Consider the following 19,390-nt stretch of genomic DNA (forward strand, 5'->3'; position numbering starts at 1 on the left):
TCCATCGCCGGACATGACAGACCCCACCGGTGGGGGGATACCGGTGGGGTCCGACCTTCACGTCAGGCCGCGAGGGCCCTGGCGACGTGGCTGTTCTGTGGCTGGCGCGTTCTAGTTGGAGGCGTCCCGGGCGGCCTCTTCCACGGCGCTGCCCGCAGCCTGGGTGTCGCGGCCGACACCGGCGATGGTATTGCAGGCGGCGGTGGTCAGGGCGGCGGCGGCGGCGACCAGAATGAAAATCTTGCGCATGAGATCGGTCCTTGGATCGGGGCACCGCGAGGCGCGGGCGGTTACGCCCTCAATAACCCGGAACGAGGGGTCCGGTTCCCGCCCCGGCGCTACGCGCTGGGGGTGACGAAGGTCATGCGTACCCGGGTGCCACGCGGGGACGCCGGCAGCACCTCCGTCGTGCCCCTCAGTTGCTTGGCGAAGGCCGTCATCAGGGTGCGCCCCACACCGACCGGATCGGTTTCCGACAGACCGGGCCCGTCGTCCTCGACCTCCAGCACACTGCTGTCCCCGTCCACCGTAAAGCGGACAATCAGTGTGCCGCCCCTGTCCGCCAGGGCGTGCTTCAGCGCGTTGGAGATTGCCTCGACCAGCCACAGGGCCATGGGCGCCAGCTTGTCGGGATCCATGACCAGGCTGTCTGCCTCGACCCGACTGCTGACCGCGGGCCCGCGCCCGGCCTCGCTGGCCACCAGCTGTCCGACCAGATCGTGCAGAAAGACCGCCGCGTCGGCGTGACGGATGTCGTCGCTCTGGTAAAGGGTGCGATAGATCAGGGCCAGCGCCGAAATCCGCTGGCGCGTGTCGCCGAGAGCCATCCTGGCCCCATCGTCGCTCAGCGCCCGCTGCTGCAGGCTGAGCAGGGAGGAGATGATCTGGAGGTTGTTCTTCACCCGGTGGTGGATCTCGCGCATCAGCACGTCTTTTTCCGCCAGACTGTCCAGCAGGGACTGATCGCGGATGGAGACGGCCTCGGCCAGCCCGTCCAGGGTATTGGCCAGGACCCGGATCTCGGTCGGCGCATTGACCGCCGCGACGGGGCGCACGGTGAACCGCCCTCGCGCATAGAGGGCAGCGATGCGCTCCAGATAGTCCAGCCAGCGGACTACGACGCGTTCGGCGACCAGGATCACCGCGACAAAAGCCGTCACCCAGGCCGCCAGCGGCAGCAGGATCGAGCCGATCGGATTGAGCCGCGCCCAGGACAGCAGGCCCGGCGAGGGCGCGGCCAGCAGCACATAGACGTCCTGGCCGGACATGGCCGACCCCGCATAGGCGCGTCGCTCTCCGCCGCTGTCCCGCACCTCGAGCACACGGTCGTCGCCGGCCCGCATCTCCTGGAACCATTCGGCCAGCCGGCCACCCGGCTCCATGTCGAACGCCGCCGGGTCGGTGGCCACCAGAACCTGGCCTTCGCTGTCGACAAGGGCCGCCTCTGACCCCTGCGGAAGGGCGGGGTCGCGCGTGTCGGGCTGAAGGGATTCCAGCGGGATGACGGCGGCCATGGCTCCGTCAAAGCGCCCCATGGGCCGCTCGATCCGGAGGCCGGTGACCAGGGCCGGAAAGTCGCGCTGGGCCCGCGACACCACCCAGTCATTGCCGGCACGCAAACGGATGAACCAGCCACGTTGGGTGACGTCGACGCCCTGCATCACACCGGCACTGCAGATCACCTGACCGGTGGCCGAATAACGCACCAGCGTCGCATAGCCGTCCAGCCGCTCCAGCAGCGCGCCCAGCCGCTCCTCGCAAAAGGGAGAAGTGCCCTCGAACCTCAAAGCCTGCAGTAGGGTCGACGCGCCTTCAAGGCGGGTGCGGGCGGCCACGGCGCTGCGTTCGGCGGCAAGGTGCAGATCGATCCGGCGTTCCTCGGCCTGATCCCGGAAGGCAGAATCGACCTGGAAGGCGCTGAGGATCAGGAACGGGGCCAGGGCGATCGCCATGGCCATGCCCAGGCGAAACCGGATGCCCTTGAACTTCTGTCGCGACAGTCCCTTGCCGAAGGGTCGGCCAAAACGGCGACCGAAGGCGCGACCCAGCCGGCGCATCCTAGTTCGAATAACCGCCGCTCAGACGGTCCGCAGCCCCAAGGATCGAAGCCATGGCCTCGCCGGCCGCCTGACCGTCGCGGTGGTATCCTCCGCTTTCAAGCACGGCGAGCAGGGCCTTGCGGGCGCGACTGACCCGGCTTTTGACCGTGCCGACCGCACAGTCACAGATGGCGGCCGCCTCCTCATAGGCAAAGCCGCCCGCCCCCACCAGGATCAGGGCCTCACGCTGCTCCTCGGGCAGGGCCGCAAGCGCAAGTCGCAGCTCATCCAGGGCGACCGGGGCCTCGGGGTTGTCGACGGCCACCAGGGTCCGCTCCGCCGCCTCCTGATCCAGCTGCGACTGTCGCCAGGAGCGGCGCTTGTCGGAATAGAACTGGTTGCGAAGGATCATGAAGGTCCAGGCCTTCATATTGGTGCCCATCTGGAAGCTGGCGCGCGCGTCCCACGCCTTGACCATGGCATCCTGCGCCAGGTCGTCGGCCGCGGTGGCGTCGCCGGTCAGGGTCCGGGCGAAGGCGCGCAGATGCGGGATCAGCGCGACCAGTTCGGCCTTGAACGCCTTGTCATCCGTGGAGGGGGGCTTGGGGGCGGCACTGCTCATTCGCCACCTTCGCCCGACGCGCGGCTGTCCGCGCGGCGCAGGATGTCGAGGAATTCGTCGGGGACCGGTTCATTGACCACCTCGTCGAAAATGTGCCGCAGCTTGACCCCGATGGCCTGCTGTCGAAGCCGTGCCTCTTCCAGATCTTCGGACCCGAGGTCCTCGATCGGCTGGCCGGGTTTGGATTTTTCAGTCATGAACGGCTGTCTGCCCCTTGAATGCCGGTCGTCATTAACGTCACCTTGCGCTGCGGGTTCCTTTCGCCGCAAGAATTCCTCGGTCGAGGGCGGCGAAGCACGGAACCTTGGCTGTTAAGCGACGTTCTGCCTGCTTGTCACCACCCTGCGGACCGGTTTGTTTCGGCCGCGGAAATCATTAGTCGGGAATGATATCTCCATGAGTCTGCTCGCCAGATTGGCCCCTCACCTTCCGTATGTCCGTCGTTATGCCCGCGCCCTGACCGGGGACCAGACCACCGGCGACAACTATGTGCGGGTGGCGCTGGAAGCGCTCGCGGCGGGCGAACAGCAGCTGTCGCAGGACATGACGCCCCGCGTGGCGCTCTATCACGTCTTCCACACCATCTGGGCCTCGACCGGCGCCCGGCTGGAAGGCCGCCCCGAGGCCGAGGGCGGCGATGAGGCGTCGCGCCGGCTGATGCGGATCTCGCCGCGCTCGCGCCAGGCCTTCCTGCTGACCGCGCTGGAGGGGTTCACCCCCTCCGAAACCGCGCAGATCCTGGGGTCGGACGTGTCCTCGGTCGAATCCCTGATCAGCGATGCCCAGGCTGACATCGATGCCGAACTGGCCACCGACGTGCTGATCATCGAGGATGAGGCCATCATTTCGGCCGACATCGAGAACCTGGTCAAGGACCTGGGCCATCGCGTCACGGCCACAGCCACCACCCACGATGAGGCCGTCGACGCCGTCGCGCGGCACAAGCCGGGGCTGGTGCTGGCCGACATCCAGCTGGCAGACGGATCGTCCGGCATTGATGCGGTCAAGGACATCCTGAAGGCCATCGATGTGCCGGTGATCTTCATCACCGCCTTCCCCGAGCGGCTGCTGACGGGCGAGCGTCCGGAACCGACCTTCCTGATCACCAAGCCGTTCCAGCCCGAGACGGTAAAGGCCGCCATCAGCCAGGCCCTGTTCTTCCATCCGGGCCGTCGCGAGATCGCCTGACGTTTTTTTTCACCCTGCGCGGGAACCCGGGTCGTCGCTCCGCATTCTGGATATGCGGAGGCAGCGACGCCCCCCCGACAACGACCGGTTCACTCCGGTCAGCTGCCTCCGCGCCTCATCTCGATGATACCCTCGAAGGCGGATCGTTTGCGGTCCGCCTTCATTTTTTGCGCCCTGGCGTGCCCTGCCCCTCGACAAGCGGCGCGCCGCCGCCATGATGTCGGTCCATAAAGAAAACCCGGACACAGACATCAGGAGGTCCCCCATGACCCGCACCAATCGCCAGTGGGTGCTTCGCCGCCGCCCTCAGGGCCTGATCCAGGACGGCGATCTGGAACTGGTGGAGAGTCCGGTCACCGATCCCGGCGACGGCGAGGTTCTGGTTCGCACCATCTATCTGTCGCTGGATCCGACCAACCGCACCTGGATGAACGATTCCGAGGGCTATCTGCCGCCCGTGGGTCTGGGCGACGTCATGCGCGGCCTGACGCTGGGCGTGGTCGAGGCGACCCGGTCGGACCGCTTCAGGGAAGGCGATCTGGTCATGCCGATGTCGGGCGGCTGGGCTGACTATGCCGTGGTTCCCGACAGCCAGCTGCGCCCGGTGCACCGTTTTCCGGGCCTGCCGCTGACGGCCAATCTGTCGGTGCTGGGCATGACCGGCCTGACCGCCTGGGCCGGCGTGACCGACGTCCTGCGGCCCGAGCCGGGCCAGACCATGGTGATCTCGGCCGCCGCCGGGGCCGTGGGCTCGGTCGCCGGTCAGATCGCCAAACAGAAGGGCGCCCGCGTCATCGGCATCGCCGGCGGCGCGGACAAGGGCCGCTGGCTGACGGGGGAACTCGGGTTCGACGCAGCCATCGACTACAAGAATGAGGATGTCGGCGGGGCGCTGGACCGGCTGGCGCCGGACGGCATCGACCTCAATTTCGAGAATGTCGGCGGCGACATCATGATCGCCGTGTGGAACCGGCTGAACACCCATGCCCGCATGGCCGTGTGCGGCCTGATCTCGGCCTATAACGCCACCCGCATGCCGCCCTCGCCGAACTTCGCGCGGATCATCACCCACCGGCTGGAGGTGCGGGGCTTCCTGGTGCTCGACTACGCCCCCCGTGCGCGCGAGATGGTGGCCGAGGTCGGACCCTGGCTGGCCGACGGGCGGGTCAAATGGAAGGTCCACGTCGATCACGGCCTGGAAGGCGCCGTCCAGTCGCTCAACCGCTTGTTCACCGGCGACCATGACGGCAAACTGCTGGTGCGCGTCTCCGAAGAGCCCTGACGCGTGTCAGACACGGGGTCCCGATGAGCGAAGCCGAAGCCTCCGACCCCTTCCGGGTCTGTTTCGAGGACCTGTCGGTCGGTCAGGTCATACCGCTCGGTGCCTGTACCGTGGACACTGAGGCCCTGGCCGGATTCGTCGCCACCTTCGCCCCGCGCTGGCCGGTCGAGGCGGGCGCGCCTCCGGCCATGGTCTATGCCCTGTGGACGCGCCTGTTCTCGGAAAAGTCCAGCCACTGGGCCCAGACCAAGGTGCTGGCCGTCGACGGCCTGCGCTATATGCGCGACCCCCCGGCCGGCGAACTGCTGCGCAGCCGGATGACGGTGATGGGCAAAGACCCGGTCGGCGACGACAAGGGCATCGTCATCGCCCAGCACGATCTGCTGGACGAGGGGGGACGGCTGGTCTTTTCCTGCCTGACCCGCGCCCTGTTCGTCCGCCGTGCCTGACACGAATGCGCCCGACCCGGAAAACCGGATCGGGCGTTCGTTTGTTCCAGACCGGTCAGACTACTGGATGCGTTCGACCGTATAGCCGCGCTGCTCCAACAGGGCCTGGACGCTGTCGTCCCCCGCCAGGTGGGCGGCCCCGACGGCGATAAAGATCACGCCCTCGCCTTGCATCATGGTGTCGATCTGGCCGGCCCAGTTGGCGTTCCGCCGGACCAGCAGGGCCTGATAGAACTCTTCGCCCTCGGCCCGCATCTGGGTGACGCCGATGTCCTCGAGGGTGTCGACATCGCCTGCGGCCCAGGCCTCGACCAGACGATCCAGCTCGACCGTGGCGTTCTCATAGTCGCTGAGCACCGAGCGCAGGAAATCCATCTGGGCCTCTTCCGGCATGCCCGCCAGGATCTGCAGCTGCTCCTCGATGGTCTCAAGGCCGTCGATCGGTTTGCCGGCTTCCAGGGCCCGGGCGCGCAGCACCAGTTCGACCCCGGACTGGGGATCGTAGCCCGCCTTGGTCAGCGGCGCGACCGAAAGGGTCAGGGCCGCCAGCCAGGGCCGCATGGGCTCGAACGCCGGGCCGTTCAGGCCCATGGCTTCGGCGGCCGTGTTCAGCTGCACCTGTTCCTCCGCATTCAGTCGGCTGGACAGCGGGGTCTGCATATCGATGCCGTAACGCATCACCAGCGGCTGGGCCGCGGCCTGGTCGTCCGGATTCTCGATCTCGAACCAGATCTGGTCGGCGCTGTCGAAGGCCTGATCGACCACCGGCGAGTGCCAGGCGGTCTCGGGGCGCAGCAGGTGCACCGTGCCGAACAGATAGATGGTCGAGTCCGCGTCGCGCAGCACCCACAGGGCGGGCTGACCCGTCTGGGCCCCGGCATCCTGGGCCAGGACCGGCGCGGGCGCGCCGGCGATGACGGCGAGGCCAAGGCCGAGGCCGAGCGCGGCGGCGGTCGCCGTGCCCATCAAGCGACGGCCGAGGGCGAGGGTTGAGGTCTTCAGCTGGTCAAACGGGGTCATGGATCGATCCTTTCATGATCGGGAGGGGAAGTCGAAAGAAGAGGGGTGTGAGGTGTGGGGCTATTTCAGGCCGCGCCGGGCGCCGGCCACGGCCGAAGCGACCATGTAGACGGCCAGCAGGATGCCGATCATGCCCCAGGCGGTGATGCCCTCGACCAGGCCCAGCCGTTCGGAGGCGGCATAGACGAACAGCGCCAGCTGCAGGGTCCAGAAAGCCAGCGAGCCGGTCTCGACCATCACCCGCCGCAGCATTTCGTCGGCGCGCCGCCACAGCAGCACATTGGCCACGGTCTGGACGACCAGCAGGCCGAGAACGATGGCCAGCGACACCTCGGCGGAGACCCAGTTCGGGCCATAGATGGGCACGATCAGCATGATCCCGGCCAGCACCATGACGACGGTCTGCAGCAGGCCGCAGCCTTTCGGGACAGTGGAGGGGCGAAGCGCGGCCATCACCGCCATGATCCCGCCCATGCCCACCAGCACCACGCCGATGAACAGGTTCAGCGCATCGTCGGCGGGCAGGGCCGAGGCGTCGACGAAGCGGGCGGTCGCCGCGCCGACCACGGCCCCGATCAGGGCCAGCAGCACCAGTCCGCCAATCTTGAGGGCGGGGTGGAGATTGCGCTCTTCGGACGTCATGGCTCAGTCCTCCAGAAAGATGGATTCAATGGGTTGTTCAAAGACGCGGGCGATCCGGAAGGCCAGCGGCAGCGACGGGTCGTAGCGGCCGGTCTCCAGCGCATTAACGGTCTGGCGCGACACGCCCAGGCGGTCGGCCAGATCGGCCTGGCTCCAGTTGCGCTCGGCGCGCAGCACCTTGAGACGATTGTTCATGTCCGGGCCCTCACCGATGCCGCGCCCACCAGAAGACCCAGGCACAGGCATAGCCGACGGTCTGCAGCAGCAGCACGCAGAGCGCGCCACCCTGGACCAGGTCAACCGGGTCCGAAGCCTCGAGCGCCGCGCGCGCCTGGGCCGGATCGACGACCACCGTGCCGGTCAGCAGGATCACGCCCCCAACAGCAATGCCGAAGGTGCTGCCCCACCACCACGCCCATTTGTGGGCTTCCCGGGCGGCTTCATCCAGGCCGCTCCACCACCAGCTGCACATCCAGATGACCCCGGCCATGCCGAGAGCCACGATCAGGGCCAGGACCGCCACGGGGAGCCCCGCGAGCGAGCCGGCCATGGCCGCGAAAGCCCCGGCGATGCCGCCGAACAGCATGCAGGCGACCATGACCCCGACATAGCGGAGCGCGGGGTAGCGCGCGATGCGGGACGGCTTGGGCGAAGGCATGACAACTGTCCTCGTCTGTTTGACAAGGGTGTTTTACATCGCGCATCAGACAAGTCAAGCAACCTTGTCAAAAAGTCCGCAAGCCTTGTCTTAACCGTTCGAAGCGCCGGAGTCCGGCGCCTTCAGTAGTTCAGGACGGCTGAGCGTGCGGGGCGACCCTTCGACCGGAGCCAGCTCGGGCAGCTCCTTGCCTTCGTGATCGACGTGCAGGTCCTCGAACCGCCGGGCCGAGACCATGACCTGGCTTTCCAGCGAACCAACGAACTGGTTGTAGCGCCCGACGGCGGCGTCCAGCGCCTTGCCGACCGAGGCCGCGTGCCCGCCCATGACCGACAGCCGCTTGTAAAGCTCCTTGCCCAGTTTCGCGACGTGCTCGGCATTCTTCGTCTGCTCCTCGGCGCGCCAGCCATAGGCCACCGCCTTGCACAGGGCGAACAGGGTGGTCGGCGTGACGATCACCACGCGCGAGGCCATGGCCTGGGTCATCAGCTCGGGCTCATGGTCCAGCGCCGCCGCCAGAAAGGCATCGCCCGGCACGAACATGGCGACAAAGTCGGGGCTGGGCTGGAACTGGTCCTGATAGGCCTTGGACGCCAGCTGGCGCATATGGGTCTTCATGCTGGCGGCCGTGCGCAAGGACGCCGCCTGCTGACGCTGTTCCTCATCGCCCTCGCCCTGGTCGGCAAAGGCCAGCGGCACCTTGGCGTCGATCACGAACATCCCGCCGCCGGGCAGGCGCACGACAAAGTCCGGGCGTTGCTGACGGCCCGCCTCATCGGCGTTCGAGGTCTGTTCCTCAAAGTCGAACCGGCCCGCCATGCCGGCCGCTTCCAGCACATTGCGGCAGGTCTGCTCGCCCCAGCGCCCCCGCCGTCCGGTATTGCCGCGCAGGGCCTCGGTGAGCTTGCGCGCCTCATCCCGCGTGGCCGAGGAGGCCGACATCAGCGCCGCCAGCTGTTCCTTCAGCCCGCCCGTCTCTTCGGAGCGCGTCTTCTCCAGCGCCGTCACATGTTCCTGAAATTTGGCCAGGGTGTCGGCCACGGGCTTCAGCTGGGCCTCCATCCGGTCGCGGGCCATCAGCTCGCGGTTGCGGAAGGTCTCATCGGCACGCTTCAGCAGCTCCTCGGCCACCGCCCCTGCCGATTGCGCCGCCTGGGCGCGCAGATATTCGGCATTGGCCGCCGCCTGATCCTCGAACAACCGCATGCGCGCCTCGGTCTCGGCGTGACGCTCGCGCAGTTCCCAGTTCCGGGTTTCGGCAGCCGCGGCCCGACGGCGCTCCATCAGGGCCCAGGCCAGGGCGATGACGGCGACCACGGAAGCGGCGACAAAGGCAATGAGAGAAGCGTTCATGCTCCGTTCCTAGCCTGAGTCAGGAAGGGGGGAAAGGCACGAGGGGGTGTGAGGGGGCTGACGGTCCAAGGTTCTTCACAGAGAGCACAGCGAAGCAAAGCCACAAAGAACACGGCGAGGGGGTGCCGGTAGCGACGACGGCGCCTCTCTCATCTCCTCCCCCTCATGGGGGAGGTGGCGCGCCGCAAAGCGGCGTGACGGAGGGGGCAGCGGTGCCGACATCCGTTTCCCCGACGAAGGTCGGGGGCCAGAAGGGCATCCGAACCGTCTGCCCGTAGCCCTTGGCCCCGGCCTGCGCCGGGGAAGCGGAGAGGCGTGGAGGCTAGGGTCGACCCCTACGTCGGCCGCCTTGCGCGCATGGCCTGGATGATGGTGCCGTCGTCCAGCCAGTCGAGGTCGCCGCCGACCGGCACGCCGCGCGCCAGGGAGGTCACGCTGACCCCGGCATCGGCCAGTCGCTCGGCGATATAGTGGGCGGTCGTCTGGCCATCGACCGTGGCCGGCAGGGCCAGCACCACCTCGCGCACGCCGCCTTCACCCACGCGCGCCACCAGTTCGCCCAGCCGCAGCGCATCGGGCCCCACCCCGTCCAGCGCGGAAAGCAAACCGCCCAGCACATGATAGCGCCCGCGAAAGGCGCCCGACCGCTCCATGGCCCACAGGGCACCGGCCTCCTCGACCACGCATATCAGGCCGGCGTCGCGCGCAGGGTCGGAACACAGGGTGCAGGGGTCGCGCGTATCGGGCGCACCGCAGACGGAGCAGGATTTCACCCGGTCGGCCGTCTCGGCCAGCGAGGCCGCCAGCGGCAGCAACAGTTGTTCCCGCCGCTTGAGCAGTGCCAGCGCCGCACGCCGGGCCGAGCGCGGCCCCAGCCCGGGCAGTTTCGACAGCAGACCGATCAGCCGCTCGATCTCGGGTCCGGCAGACGCGGCCACCGGCGGATCAGAACAGTTTGGGCATGCCGGGGATGTTCATCCCGGCCATGGGGCCCGCAGCCTCGCGCATCAGGGCGGCATTGGCCTCGTCCAGCTTGCGCTTGGCATCCGCATGGGCGGCCACGATCAGATCGGCCAGGATGTCCTGTTCACCGGCCACCATCAGGCTGTCGTCGATCTGGACGCGGGTGACTTCGCCCGGGCCCTTCAGGCTGACGGTCACCAGTCCGCCGCCCGAGGTACCCTCGGCAGTGGTTTCGGCCATCTTCGCCTGGGCGTCCTGCAGCTTTTGCTGCATCGCCTGGGCCTGTTGCATCAGTTGGGTCAGGTCTTTCATGACCCCTATCTAGGACGAAGCGGACGGTTTCGACAGGGGTGACACCGACTATTCAGCGTCGGGCCCGGCCTGTTCCCCGGCGTCCAGAACGGTCTCCAGCGCAAGGGCCTCGATCTGGCCCGCCATGGTGTTCAGCGCGTCCAGCCGCTCAAGGCCGATCCGGCTGGTCAGGGCATAGCCGTCGGTCTCACTGGCCGCCGCCGCCCCCGTCGAGACTTCGAGATAGGCATTGGGCCCCTCGAGCACGAACCACGCCATATAGACCCACGCGTCCGCCACGTCCGGACTCTGTCCGGACAGGATGCAGCGATGCCCGGAAAGCCCGTCCATCCGGACCCGCTCAAACCGGATCACCGGCAGGTTCTTGTTCGCCGCCGAGCAAGCCGGGGCATCCGCATAGACCGGACGACGTTGCCGCTCGTCTTCATCGGCCGTTCCGGCGTCCAGGCCGCCGGTATCGGTCACGGCGTATATCTCGAAATCGACGGTGAAGCCATAATCACCCTCGTCCGGAAGATCCTTGAACACATCGGCCAGCATGACTGTCATCATGGGGCGCACGGACACGCTCTCGACGCCGAGCCGGTCGGCCAGGGCGGCAAGCGAGTCATCCAGCTGGCGCGCCAGATCATCGATCACGGCGAGGTCATCGCCGGTCAAACCATCGCGCGTTGCCGGGGCCTCGACCGGGTCGCTCTCATGCACAGGGACCGTGCCCGCACGCCCCAGCAGCATCTCCACCAGCAACCGATCAACCTCGTCAGCGGCGGCTTCCAGCGTCGAGATCCGGGCATCGAGAACCTCGGCGGCGCGTCCGTCCGCATCTGACGCGGCCCCCAGCCCGATGCGGGACCTCAATTGCCGCTCGCTGTTCTGCAGGACAGTTTCCGCCACCATGCCATGGGCGTCCGACTCCTCGGGGTCCGCGCCGATGAACACGCAGCGATGGCCGACGGCCCCGTTCTGGCTCAGCCGGCGAAAGCCCACGACCGACATTCCTGCAAGAGGCGGGGTGCATTGGCCGGCGTGCGTCAGGATCGGCATGCTCGGACCTTCGTCGGTGCGTTCGCTGAAGATGTCGAAGCCCCAAACGAGGGAATAGTCACTGGCGTCGTCCGGATGGGCGACCAGGGTTGTGACCAATGCCTTCATGACAGGCCCGAGCTGCGGAGCCGGAACGCCCATGGAGGTCGCCGCGCGACCGAATGCGGCGTCCACCTCTGCCAGCGCCTCGAGCATGGCGGCGTCCTCGGCTGAAATCTCTGGCGCTTCCTGCGCGCGCGCCCCGCCTGCCGCGCCCATCAGCACGAGGGCCGAAAGCCCTCCCAACAGCCAGCCCCGCATGCCCGCCTCCCGAAGTGAATGTCCGGCGAGACTAGATCAGCGATCACCGTTCGCCCATGGCCGGGGCCCGTGCTGACAGGTTCCGTCAGGTATCGGCGTCGCCATCCTCATCCGGGTCGTCCGGGATGGCGGGCAGGGAGACCGCCGGGGCCATGTCGCGGATCTCGCCGACCGTCGCACCGGGAAAGGCCTCCAGCACCGAGCGGATAAACGGATCCGCCTCGACCTCGGCCCGGGTCTGTTCGCGGGCGCGGCGTTCCTGTTCGATCAGGGTCTCGCCCCCGCCCTGACCATTGGCGGCCACCAGCCAGGTGCGCCCAGTCCAGTCCTTCAGCCGGCTGGCCAGCTTGCGCGCCAGATCGGGCGGCGTGCCGGGCGCGGGCTCGAACGTCAGGGCACCGGGGCGAAAGGCGACCGGCCGGACGTAGCGTTCCACGTCCAGCTTCAGGGCGATCTCGCGCTTGTCGTCGATCAAGGCGACCATGGCCTCGAACGTCTGGGGGTCCGGCAGGGGGGGCTGGGCCATGGTCCGAGGCGGGGCCAGGCTTGCCTGCGCGCCGCCGCCAGAAGACCCGCCGCCGCGGGGCGCGGGACCTCCGCTGCTCCCGCCTTCGCCCGAGTTCAGGGCCTTCAGCGCCTCTTCCGGCCCCGGCAGGTCGGCGGCATAGGCCAGCCGGATGAGGGCCATCTCGACCGCATCGGCGGGGTTGGGAGCGCGGCGCGTCTCCTCCAGCGCGCGCAGCAGCATCTGCCAGACCCGGGCGAGCGTTCCGGCCGAAATGCCGGCCCCCAGGGCCGCCAGAATACGCGCCTGATCCCCCGGCAGGCGGGTCGCGTCCGGCCCCAGCATCTTGGCGACCGAGGCCGCGTGACAGTGCTCCAGCAGATCGCCCATGATCTGCACCGGATCGGCGCCATAGCCGTACAGGTCGCGGAACATCTCCAGCGCCTCGGGGGTGCGGCCACCCATGACGGTCTCGAACAGGGCGATGGTGCGCGTGCGGTCCGCAAGGCCCAGCATGTCCCGGACAACATCGGCCTTGACCGCCTCACCCTCCCCACCCTGTACGAGGGCCTGATCCAGCAGCGACAGGCCGTCGCGCACCGAGCCCTCGGCTGCGCGCGAGATCAGCGCCAGGGCATCACGCTCGATCGCCATGCCCTCCTGCTGCGCTACCCGGCCCAGATGTTCGATAAGGATTTCAGGCTCTACGCGCCTCAGATCGAACCGCTGGCAACGGCTCAGGATCGTCACGGGGACCTTGCGGATCTCGGTCGTGGCAAAGATGAATTTGGCGTGGGGCGGCGGTTCTTCCAGCGTCTTCAGCAGGGCGTTGAAGGCTTGGTTCGAGAGCATGTGCACCTCGTCCAGCACATAGACCTTGTAGCGCGCCTCGACCGGAGCGTAGCGCACGCTGTCCAGGATTTCGCGGATGTCGCCCACGCCGGTATGGCTGGCGGCGTCCATCTCCATGACGTCCATGTGCTGGCCCGCCATGATCGCCGCGTCATGCCGCCCCGTCGGCGTCAGCGCCAGCGAGGGCCGGTCGATGCCGGGGGCGTCATTGTTCAGCGCCCGGGCCAGCAGGCGGGCCGTGGTGGTCTTTCCGACCCCCCGCACGCCGGTCAGCATGAAGGCGTGGGCGATCCGGCCGGTCTCGAACGCATGGGTCAGGGTGCGGACCATGGCCTCCTGACCGATCAGGTCCTCGAAGGTCGTCGGCCGGTATTTGCGGGCCAGCACCTGATAGGCGGCCGAGGGCGCGTCCTTGAGCGGTGCCGGCTCGGGCAGGGGCGCGAGGTCGGGCCCGGGTGCAGGCTCCGGCGCGGGGGGCGCACCGAACATGTCATCGGTATCGGGGTCGCGCTCGACCGACTCCGCGCCCTGCGTGTCGTCGTCTTCCCACGGCGGAATCGGGTCCATCTCACTCATGGGCCAGTCATAGCCCGTGACGCGATCCCGGGCGAGGCCGGATAACGGTTTTGCTGAGGGAGAGAAGGTGGAGACCGCGACCCGAAGGGGAATTCGTTGTGGCTGCTGCCTTCCGGCCCTGACCAGGTTGGCGAAGCCTTCGCCCGCGATCTCCACCCCCGATATGCGCGTTCAGCCCCGCGAGATCAAGATGCCTTACGGATCGCGGCGGCCAGCGCTATGAGAGCCTCATGTCCGGTCCCGTCGTTACCGCCTTTTCCGCCTCGCCGCTCGACCGGGGCGGGGATGCCCGCAATGACCCCGCATGGATGGCCGCGCGTAGGGCCGATCCCGCCGCCCTGTCGCTGGCGATGATCGACGGACGGCCCCGCCTTGAGAGCGTCGAAGGTCAGGACCGGCTGGCCTGGGCGCCCCTGTCACGCCTGTTGCCGCTGTCGACCGTGGAGCCCGTATTTCTCGGGCTGTGGAAGGACGCGCCGGTCTTTGCCTGTTCCGTGCCCGAGGGCCGGGCGGCCGAGCTGGAGAGCCTGATGGGGCGCGGCGACCACCCGGATATGCGCGCCGCCGCCGCGAGTCTGCCGATGGGCGATCTGGCCATGGCGGGCGCCGCCAAGGGCGTGTTCGACTGGCACGGACGCAACGGCTTCTGCCCCGGCTGCGGACAGGAGACGCAGGTCGCCTCGGGTGGATGGCGGCGCACCTGCGCCCCTTGCGGGGTCGAGCACTACCCGCGCGTCGACCCGGTCTGCATCATGCTGCCGGTCTGGTCGGGCGGGGCCGAGCCGATCTGCCTGCTGGGCCGCCAGGCCGCCTGGCCCGCCGGACGCATGTCGGCCTTGGCCGGCTTCATGGAACCGGGTGAAAGCCTTGAAGAAGCCTGCGCGCGCGAGGTGAAGGAAGAGGCCGGGCTGACGGTCACCTCAGTCCGCTATCTGGCCAGCCAGCCCTGGCCCTTCCCGCATCAGCTGATGATCGGCCTGATCGCCGAGGTGACCGATGACCGGGCTCAGCCGGACCTGACCGAGCTGGAGGCCGTCGCCTGGCTGACCCGCGCCGAGGCCCGGGCCGTGCTGGACGGACGCCACCCCGACATTCTGGCGCCCTTTCCCTTTGCCATCGCCCACACCCTGCTCAAGGCGTGGGCGTATGACGCCGACGACACCTCCTCAGGTCAGTTGTAGGCCGCGACACCCCAGTTGCAGGTGCCGCTGCAACCCGGCATCTGGACTTCCACCGTGTAGCGCCCGGCCGTGGCGCTATCCAGGATCACCAGCGGCGTGTCGTCGTCTTCGAAATCGCGACCGACTTCTCGACCCGAGGCGTCGCGAACGATCATGTCCACGTCGCTGCAGTTCTCGTCACAGACGCCGATGAAGACCACACTGCCCGCGCGAACCTGAAGGGTGCCGGTGCCCGAGGCACCTTGTCGCAGGGATCCGGTAGTCTTGCTCTGAAGGGTCAGGTCGAATTCGTTCGATACCGCATTCAAAAGAAAGTCGACCATGGCCGCGCCGGTCGGATCCTGAGCCTGGACGGAAAAGCCCGGTGCCATCACGGCAAGTGACAGGGCTGCGGCGGCAGTGAGGGACTTCAGCATGGGCTCATCTCCAAGGGTTGATGCGGCACGATGCCACCGCGCCGCGTCCCCGACAAATGACGAAACCCTTTCGATAGTCCGGCCGGCATCCTCAGCCGACGGTCGCCCGGGCCTCGGCCAGGTCGCCGGGGTTGTCGATCGAAAGAGGGGCGTCGGCGATCACCGCTGCATGAATCCGCAGGCCCATTTCCATCGCCCGCAGCTGTTCCAGCTTCTCGCGGCGCTCCAGCGGCGACGGCGGGGCGGCACAGAAGGCCTCAAGCGCAGCTCGGCGATAGCCATACAGGCCCACATGCCGCCAGACCGGCCCGTCGCCATACAGGGTCGATCGCGTGAAATAGAGGGCGCGGCCTTCGGTCCCCTCCGGGGCCATGGCCAGTACCGCCTTGACGACATCCGGATTGCTCCGGTCACCCGGCCCTGATTCCGGGGCTACCAGTGTCGCGATATCGCACTCCGGATGGCGGGCGAGAAGATCGATACAGAGGCCCGAAATCCCCGGGTCGGCAAACGGCATGTCGCCCTGCAGATTAACGATCACATCATGCTGGCCCCCCGGATCCAGCGCGTGGAGCGCCGCCCGGATGCGGTCCGAGCCCGACGGCAGGTCCGGATCGGTCAGCACGGCGCGGCCGCCATCCGCCTCGACCACCTCGACAATCTCGGGGTCGCCCGCCGCCACCGCCACCGCCAGACCCGAGGCGCGGGCCTGACGGCTGGCCCGGACGATCATGGGCAGGCCACCGATGTCGGCCAGCGGCTTTCCGGGCAGGCGGGTCGCGGCCATACGGGCCGGAATCAGGATCAGGGGGTTCATCGGGGCTCGGTCAGCGGGGTCTTTGGTCGCAGCCGGGCGTCGAACCCAACCGGACAGTTGCGAAGGCGGCCTTACCGTGTCAGAGACGCCCACGCGAAACAATGCCCGCGCCCCTGCCACCGGCTGACGACGCGGGCCCTTCAGATACGGGACTGACGACGCGATGAGCGGCAACCTCGAGTGGAACAAGATTTTCGGTGCGGGCCTGGCGACGGTCTTCACCATTCTGGTTGTCCAGCAGGCCTCGGGCTTCGTTTATCAGACGAAGACTCCTGAAAAGATGGGCTATGCCGTCGACATCCCGGAAGAGGGCGCCGGAGGCGGGGCCGAGGCCGTCCTGCCGCCCGATTGGGGCACGCTGATCCCCGTGGCCGATCTGGCCGCCGGCGAGGCCGCCTTTGCCCGCTGCCAGGCCTGTCACACGATCAATGCGGGGGGTGCCAACGGCATCGGCCCGAATCTGTATGGAGTCATCGGTCGCGCCGTCGCCGGTCACGCCGGCTTTGCCTATTCCGACGCCATGGTCGCCCACAGGTCCGAGGACCCGACCTGGTCGCTCGACGCCATGGACCACTTCATCACCGCCCCGGCGCGCTATGTCCCGGGCACCAAGATGTCGTTCGCCGGTCTGCGCGACACCGAGACCCGCGTGAACCTGATCGCCTGGATGATGACGCAGGGCTCCAGCGGCTATGCGGTTCCAGCTCCGGATCCCGCGCGCCAGCCGGGTGCCGCCGATGCTGCGGTCGAGGGTGAAGTGATCGTGGGCGGAGCCGACACCACCGGTGCTCCGATCGAGGGCGCGGCCGGTCAGTCGACCGTCGAGGCGACACCTGCGGCACCCCCGGCAGCGGACAGCGCGCCCACCGGCGGCTGATACAGGCCCCTTAAATCCGTCGGAAGATCGGCGCGTCGAAGCCCTCGGCGCGCTGATTCGTATCGGCCTCAGCCAGGGACTGGCGACACACTTCGCCTGTCCGGCCCGAGGCATGGATCAGGGTGTCGGCATCCACAACGATGGCCGAATGACCGGTCCAGCCGGTCCCCCCCGTCGGATGGAGCCACAGAGCCAGATCGCCCCGGCGCAGGTCGCCCCGTCCCACCGCCTGTCCCAGTTCGGCCTGGCCGTCGGCATAGCGGGGCGCGGCCCGTCCTCCAGCTATCAGGCAGGCCTGAACCATGGCCGCGCAATCCATGCCCTGGTCAGAGCGTCCGCCCACCGCGTGCGGAAGGCCGATCAGGCTTTCGGCCACGGCGGCAAGGTCCGGCGGAAACTCGCCAAGCGGCATCAGGGCCACATCCCCGACGGCATCCCGGGCCGGATCGACCAGGGCGTTGAACGGCAGAACGCCGCCGCGCCCCGCAACCCTGTGCGTCGGCACGGTGACGTCTGACCTGAGGGCGGTTTCCGCGACCCAGCCGACCACTCCGTCCCGGCGGCAGCGGCCCCAGAGGCGCCCCCCCTCACGGACCAGCCCGTCGAAGGCCTCTCCGAACAGCAGTTGGGAGACCCGGTTGCCGTCATCGTCGTGCACATCGGCCACCGGCACCGCAGCCTGGAAGGCCTCCGTCGGGCGATAGGCGCGCGCGGGCACGATTCCTTCCAGCGCCGCTTCGGCCAGGTCGGATCGTATCAGCAGGGCGCGGGTATCGACGTCGATCATCACGGGCGGCGGCGGTGGGTCCGAATTCCCCGCCACCCTGCACGGCAAGGCCGAAGGTCGCGTTAACGGCGGTGATTCAGCCGGGATAACGCGTTTTCAGCATCTCGAACGCGGCACGCAGGGCCTGGACCTCGCCCCCCTGTGGCCAGCCGGACCGGCCGCGCGGATTCCAGGCAAAGATGTCCAGATGCGCCCAGGCCCCGGTTCGCGGCGCGAAATTCTTGAGGAACAGGGCCGCCGTCACCGATCCGGCCTGGGCCCAGGCGGCGGAGTCGTTCCGGAGGTCGGCGATGTCGCTGTCCAGGGCGTCGGCATAGGGCGCCCACAGCGGCATCCGCCACAACGGGTCGTGCACCCGGGCCGAAGCAGCCAGCAGCTCGGCGGCCAGCGCCTCGTCATCCGTATAGAGCGGCGGCAGGTCCGGCCCCAGCGCCACCCGGGCCGCGCCTGTCAGGGTGGCGAAGTCCAGGGTCAGATCGGGGTCCAGTTCGCCGGCCCGCGCCAGGGCATCGGCCAGGATCAGCCGGCCCTCGGCATCCGTATTGCCGATTTCGATGCTCAGCCCCTTGCGGCTGGACAGGATGTCGCCCGGGCGGAAGGCGTCGCCCGAGACGGCATTCTCGACCGCCGGCACCAGCACCACCAGCCGCACCGGAAGGCCCGCCCGCATCACCGATCGCGCCAGGCCCAGCGCATGGGCGGCCCCGCCCATGTCCTTCTTCATATTGCGCATACCGGCCCCGGTCTTGAGGTTCAGCCCACCGGTGTCGAACACGACGCCCTTCCCCACCAGCGCCAGCAGGGGCAGGTCCGCCCGGTCGGCATTCCAGTGCATCTCGATCATGCGGGGCGCGCGGTCCGGTACCGCCGCACGGCCCACGGCATGCACCGCCGGATAATTGGCCTCCAGCAAGGCCTCGCCGGTGATCACACTGATCGTGGCGCCCGATTCCTCGGCGATCTCGCGCGCGATGGTCTCGATCTGCAGGGGCCCCATGTCGGCCGCGGGCGTGTCGACCATCTCCCGCACCAGGTCGCAGCTGCGCGCCAGATCCAGCACGCGCCCGACATCCACACCGTCGGGCACGAGCAGCCGGGGCGCGGGCTCGGGCGCGGTATCCCCGGTCGTGTACCGGTCGAACGCATAGCTGCCGAGCGAGAAGGCCAGCGCGGCCAGCTCCGCCTGATCGTCCGCCACGCCCTCCAGCCGCCAGACCCCGCCCGGCAGGCGGTCGGCCAGGGCCCGCAGCATCATGGGCTCGAAGCTCTTGCCCACGCCGAACAGGGCCTCGGCAATGCCGCCCTCTTCGTCCGGACACAGCAGCAACCGGCCCTTCTGCCCCTTGAAGCCGTTGGCCGACGCCCAGGCCGCGGTCCGCCCGTCGAGCGCCGTGTCCGCAGGGATCAGACGGACGGGCCGGGCCGCAGACGCCTCTTCGGAATCGGCAGGGACGAGGACGGGCGGGCGACGGGACATGGTCTCTCCACGGTCTCTGTGGGGTTAACG

General features: G+C 68.5%; 22 protein-coding genes and 1 other RNA gene. 5 read left to right on the forward strand and 18 right to left on the reverse strand.

Annotated features, from left to right (window positions below; genetic code table 11):
* Positions 1–111: 111 nt before the first annotated feature.
* From IBJ06_RS11150 to IBJ06_RS11165, 4 genes are all read right to left on the reverse strand, one after another.
* On the reverse strand, positions 112–249 hold the full coding sequence (locus IBJ06_RS11150) for an entericidin A/B family lipoprotein (protein WP_292160300.1): 138 nt from the start codon (positions 247–249) through the stop codon (positions 112–114).
* A gap of 89 nt (positions 250–338) precedes the next feature.
* Positions 339–2,057 (reverse strand): sensor histidine kinase, encoded by a 1,719-nt coding sequence (locus IBJ06_RS11155; RefSeq protein ID WP_292160301.1) that lies wholly within the window; start codon positions 2,055–2,057, stop codon positions 339–341.
* 1 nt (position 2,058) lies between these two features.
* Positions 2,059–2,661, reverse strand: coding sequence for a sigma-70 family RNA polymerase sigma factor (locus IBJ06_RS11160; protein ID WP_292160303.1), 603 nt, complete (start codon positions 2,659–2,661; stop codon positions 2,059–2,061).
* Positions 2,658–2,858, reverse strand: a complete 201-nt coding sequence (locus tag IBJ06_RS11165) for a NepR family anti-sigma factor (RefSeq protein ID WP_123288503.1) — start codon at positions 2,856–2,858, stop codon at positions 2,658–2,660. The genes IBJ06_RS11160 and IBJ06_RS11165 overlap by 4 nt, the downstream gene beginning before the upstream one ends.
* Positions 2,859–3,057: 199 nt before the next feature.
* Here IBJ06_RS11165 and IBJ06_RS11170 point away from each other — a divergent pair, with 199 nt between their 5' ends.
* From IBJ06_RS11170 to IBJ06_RS11180, 3 genes are all read left to right on the forward strand, one after another.
* A complete protein-coding gene (locus tag IBJ06_RS11170) occupies positions 3,058–3,849 on the forward strand; it encodes a response regulator (RefSeq protein WP_292160307.1) in 792 nt (263 codons plus the stop codon).
* A 265-nt stretch (positions 3,850–4,114) separates the two neighbouring features.
* Positions 4,115–5,131 (forward strand): NADP-dependent oxidoreductase, encoded by a 1,017-nt coding sequence (locus IBJ06_RS11175; RefSeq protein ID WP_292160309.1) that lies wholly within the window; start codon positions 4,115–4,117, stop codon positions 5,129–5,131.
* Between the two features lie 23 nt (positions 5,132–5,154).
* The gene (locus tag IBJ06_RS11180; RefSeq protein WP_292160311.1) at positions 5,155–5,580 is read left to right on the forward strand and encodes an acyl dehydratase; all 426 of its coding nucleotides are present in this window, start codon (positions 5,155–5,157) and stop codon (positions 5,578–5,580) included.
* Positions 5,581–5,640: 60 nt separating this feature from the next.
* Here the strand turns inward: IBJ06_RS11180 and IBJ06_RS11185 are convergent, their stop codons facing one another.
* The 10 genes from IBJ06_RS11185 to ffs all read right to left on the reverse strand — a co-directional run bounded on the left by IBJ06_RS11185 (position 5,641) and on the right by ffs (position 13,963).
* Positions 5,641–6,600 carry a TraB/GumN family protein gene (locus IBJ06_RS11185; protein WP_292160313.1) on the reverse strand — a complete coding sequence of 320 codons (960 nt, stop codon included), beginning with the start codon at positions 6,598–6,600 and terminating at the stop codon, positions 5,641–5,643.
* A 60-nt stretch (positions 6,601–6,660) separates the two neighbouring features.
* Positions 6,661–7,242, reverse strand: coding sequence for a hypothetical protein (locus tag IBJ06_RS11190; protein WP_292160315.1), 582 nt, complete (start codon positions 7,240–7,242; stop codon positions 6,661–6,663).
* Between the two features lie 3 nt (positions 7,243–7,245).
* Positions 7,246–7,437, reverse strand: a complete 192-nt coding sequence (locus IBJ06_RS11195) for a helix-turn-helix transcriptional regulator (protein WP_292160317.1) — start codon at positions 7,435–7,437, stop codon at positions 7,246–7,248.
* Between the two features lie 10 nt (positions 7,438–7,447).
* Positions 7,448–7,900 (reverse strand): hypothetical protein, encoded by a 453-nt coding sequence (locus IBJ06_RS11200; protein WP_292160319.1) that lies wholly within the window; start codon positions 7,898–7,900, stop codon positions 7,448–7,450.
* 90 nt (positions 7,901–7,990) lie between these two features.
* A complete protein-coding gene (locus IBJ06_RS11205; RefSeq protein WP_292160321.1) occupies positions 7,991–9,253 on the reverse strand; it encodes a DNA recombination protein RmuC in 1,263 nt (420 codons plus the stop codon).
* Between the two features lie 335 nt (positions 9,254–9,588).
* Positions 9,589–10,191 (reverse strand): recombination mediator RecR, encoded by a 603-nt coding sequence (gene recR, locus IBJ06_RS11210; protein ID WP_292160324.1) that lies wholly within the window; start codon positions 10,189–10,191, stop codon positions 9,589–9,591.
* 7 nt (positions 10,192–10,198) lie between these two features.
* A complete protein-coding gene (locus IBJ06_RS11215) occupies positions 10,199–10,528 on the reverse strand; it encodes a YbaB/EbfC family nucleoid-associated protein (RefSeq protein ID WP_292160327.1) in 330 nt (109 codons plus the stop codon).
* A gap of 48 nt (positions 10,529–10,576) precedes the next feature.
* On the reverse strand, positions 10,577–11,872 hold the full coding sequence (locus IBJ06_RS11220; protein ID WP_292160329.1) for a hypothetical protein: 1,296 nt from the start codon (positions 11,870–11,872) through the stop codon (positions 10,577–10,579).
* Between the two features lie 85 nt (positions 11,873–11,957).
* Entirely contained in the window at positions 11,958–13,805 is a 1,848-nt protein-coding gene (locus IBJ06_RS11225) for a DNA polymerase III subunit gamma/tau (RefSeq protein ID WP_292160331.1), read from the reverse strand.
* Between the two features lie 62 nt (positions 13,806–13,867).
* Positions 13,868–13,963, reverse strand: an RNA gene (gene ffs / locus IBJ06_RS11230) — signal recognition particle sRNA small type.
* A gap of 72 nt (positions 13,964–14,035) precedes the next feature.
* Between ffs and nudC the strand changes: the two genes are divergently transcribed.
* Positions 14,036–14,986 carry an NAD(+) diphosphatase gene (nudC, locus tag IBJ06_RS11235; protein ID WP_292160334.1) on the forward strand — a complete coding sequence of 317 codons (951 nt, stop codon included), beginning with the start codon at positions 14,036–14,038 and terminating at the stop codon, positions 14,984–14,986.
* Here the strand turns inward: nudC and IBJ06_RS11240 are convergent.
* Together IBJ06_RS11240 and IBJ06_RS11245 are read right to left on the reverse strand one after the other, a co-directional pair.
* A complete protein-coding gene (locus IBJ06_RS11240; protein WP_292160336.1) occupies positions 14,977–15,402 on the reverse strand; it encodes a hypothetical protein in 426 nt (141 codons plus the stop codon). The two genes, nudC and IBJ06_RS11240, sit on opposite strands and share 10 nt — an antisense overlap.
* A gap of 91 nt (positions 15,403–15,493) precedes the next feature.
* On the reverse strand, positions 15,494–16,219 hold the full coding sequence (locus IBJ06_RS11245) for a 3-deoxy-manno-octulosonate cytidylyltransferase (RefSeq protein WP_292160338.1): 726 nt from the start codon (positions 16,217–16,219) through the stop codon (positions 15,494–15,496).
* A gap of 163 nt (positions 16,220–16,382) precedes the next feature.
* Between IBJ06_RS11245 and IBJ06_RS11250 the strand changes: the two genes are divergently transcribed.
* Complete coding sequence (locus IBJ06_RS11250; protein WP_292160340.1) at positions 16,383–17,096, forward strand: cytochrome c family protein; 714 nt, start codon at positions 16,383–16,385, stop codon at positions 17,094–17,096.
* A 10-nt stretch (positions 17,097–17,106) separates the two neighbouring features.
* Here IBJ06_RS11250 and IBJ06_RS11255 read toward each other — a convergent pair whose 3' ends face one another.
* Together IBJ06_RS11255 and IBJ06_RS11260 are read right to left on the reverse strand one after the other, a co-directional pair.
* Complete coding sequence (locus tag IBJ06_RS11255; RefSeq protein WP_292160342.1) at positions 17,107–17,883, reverse strand: NlpC/P60 family protein; 777 nt, start codon at positions 17,881–17,883, stop codon at positions 17,107–17,109.
* Between the two features lie 76 nt (positions 17,884–17,959).
* Positions 17,960–19,360, reverse strand: a complete 1,401-nt coding sequence (locus tag IBJ06_RS11260; RefSeq protein WP_292160343.1) for a leucyl aminopeptidase family protein — start codon at positions 19,358–19,360, stop codon at positions 17,960–17,962.
* Positions 19,361–19,390 lie beyond the last annotated feature (30 nt).

It is taken from the genome of Brevundimonas sp. (assembly GCF_016742135.1).
Classification (GTDB): Bacteria; Pseudomonadota; Alphaproteobacteria; order Caulobacterales; family Caulobacteraceae; genus Brevundimonas.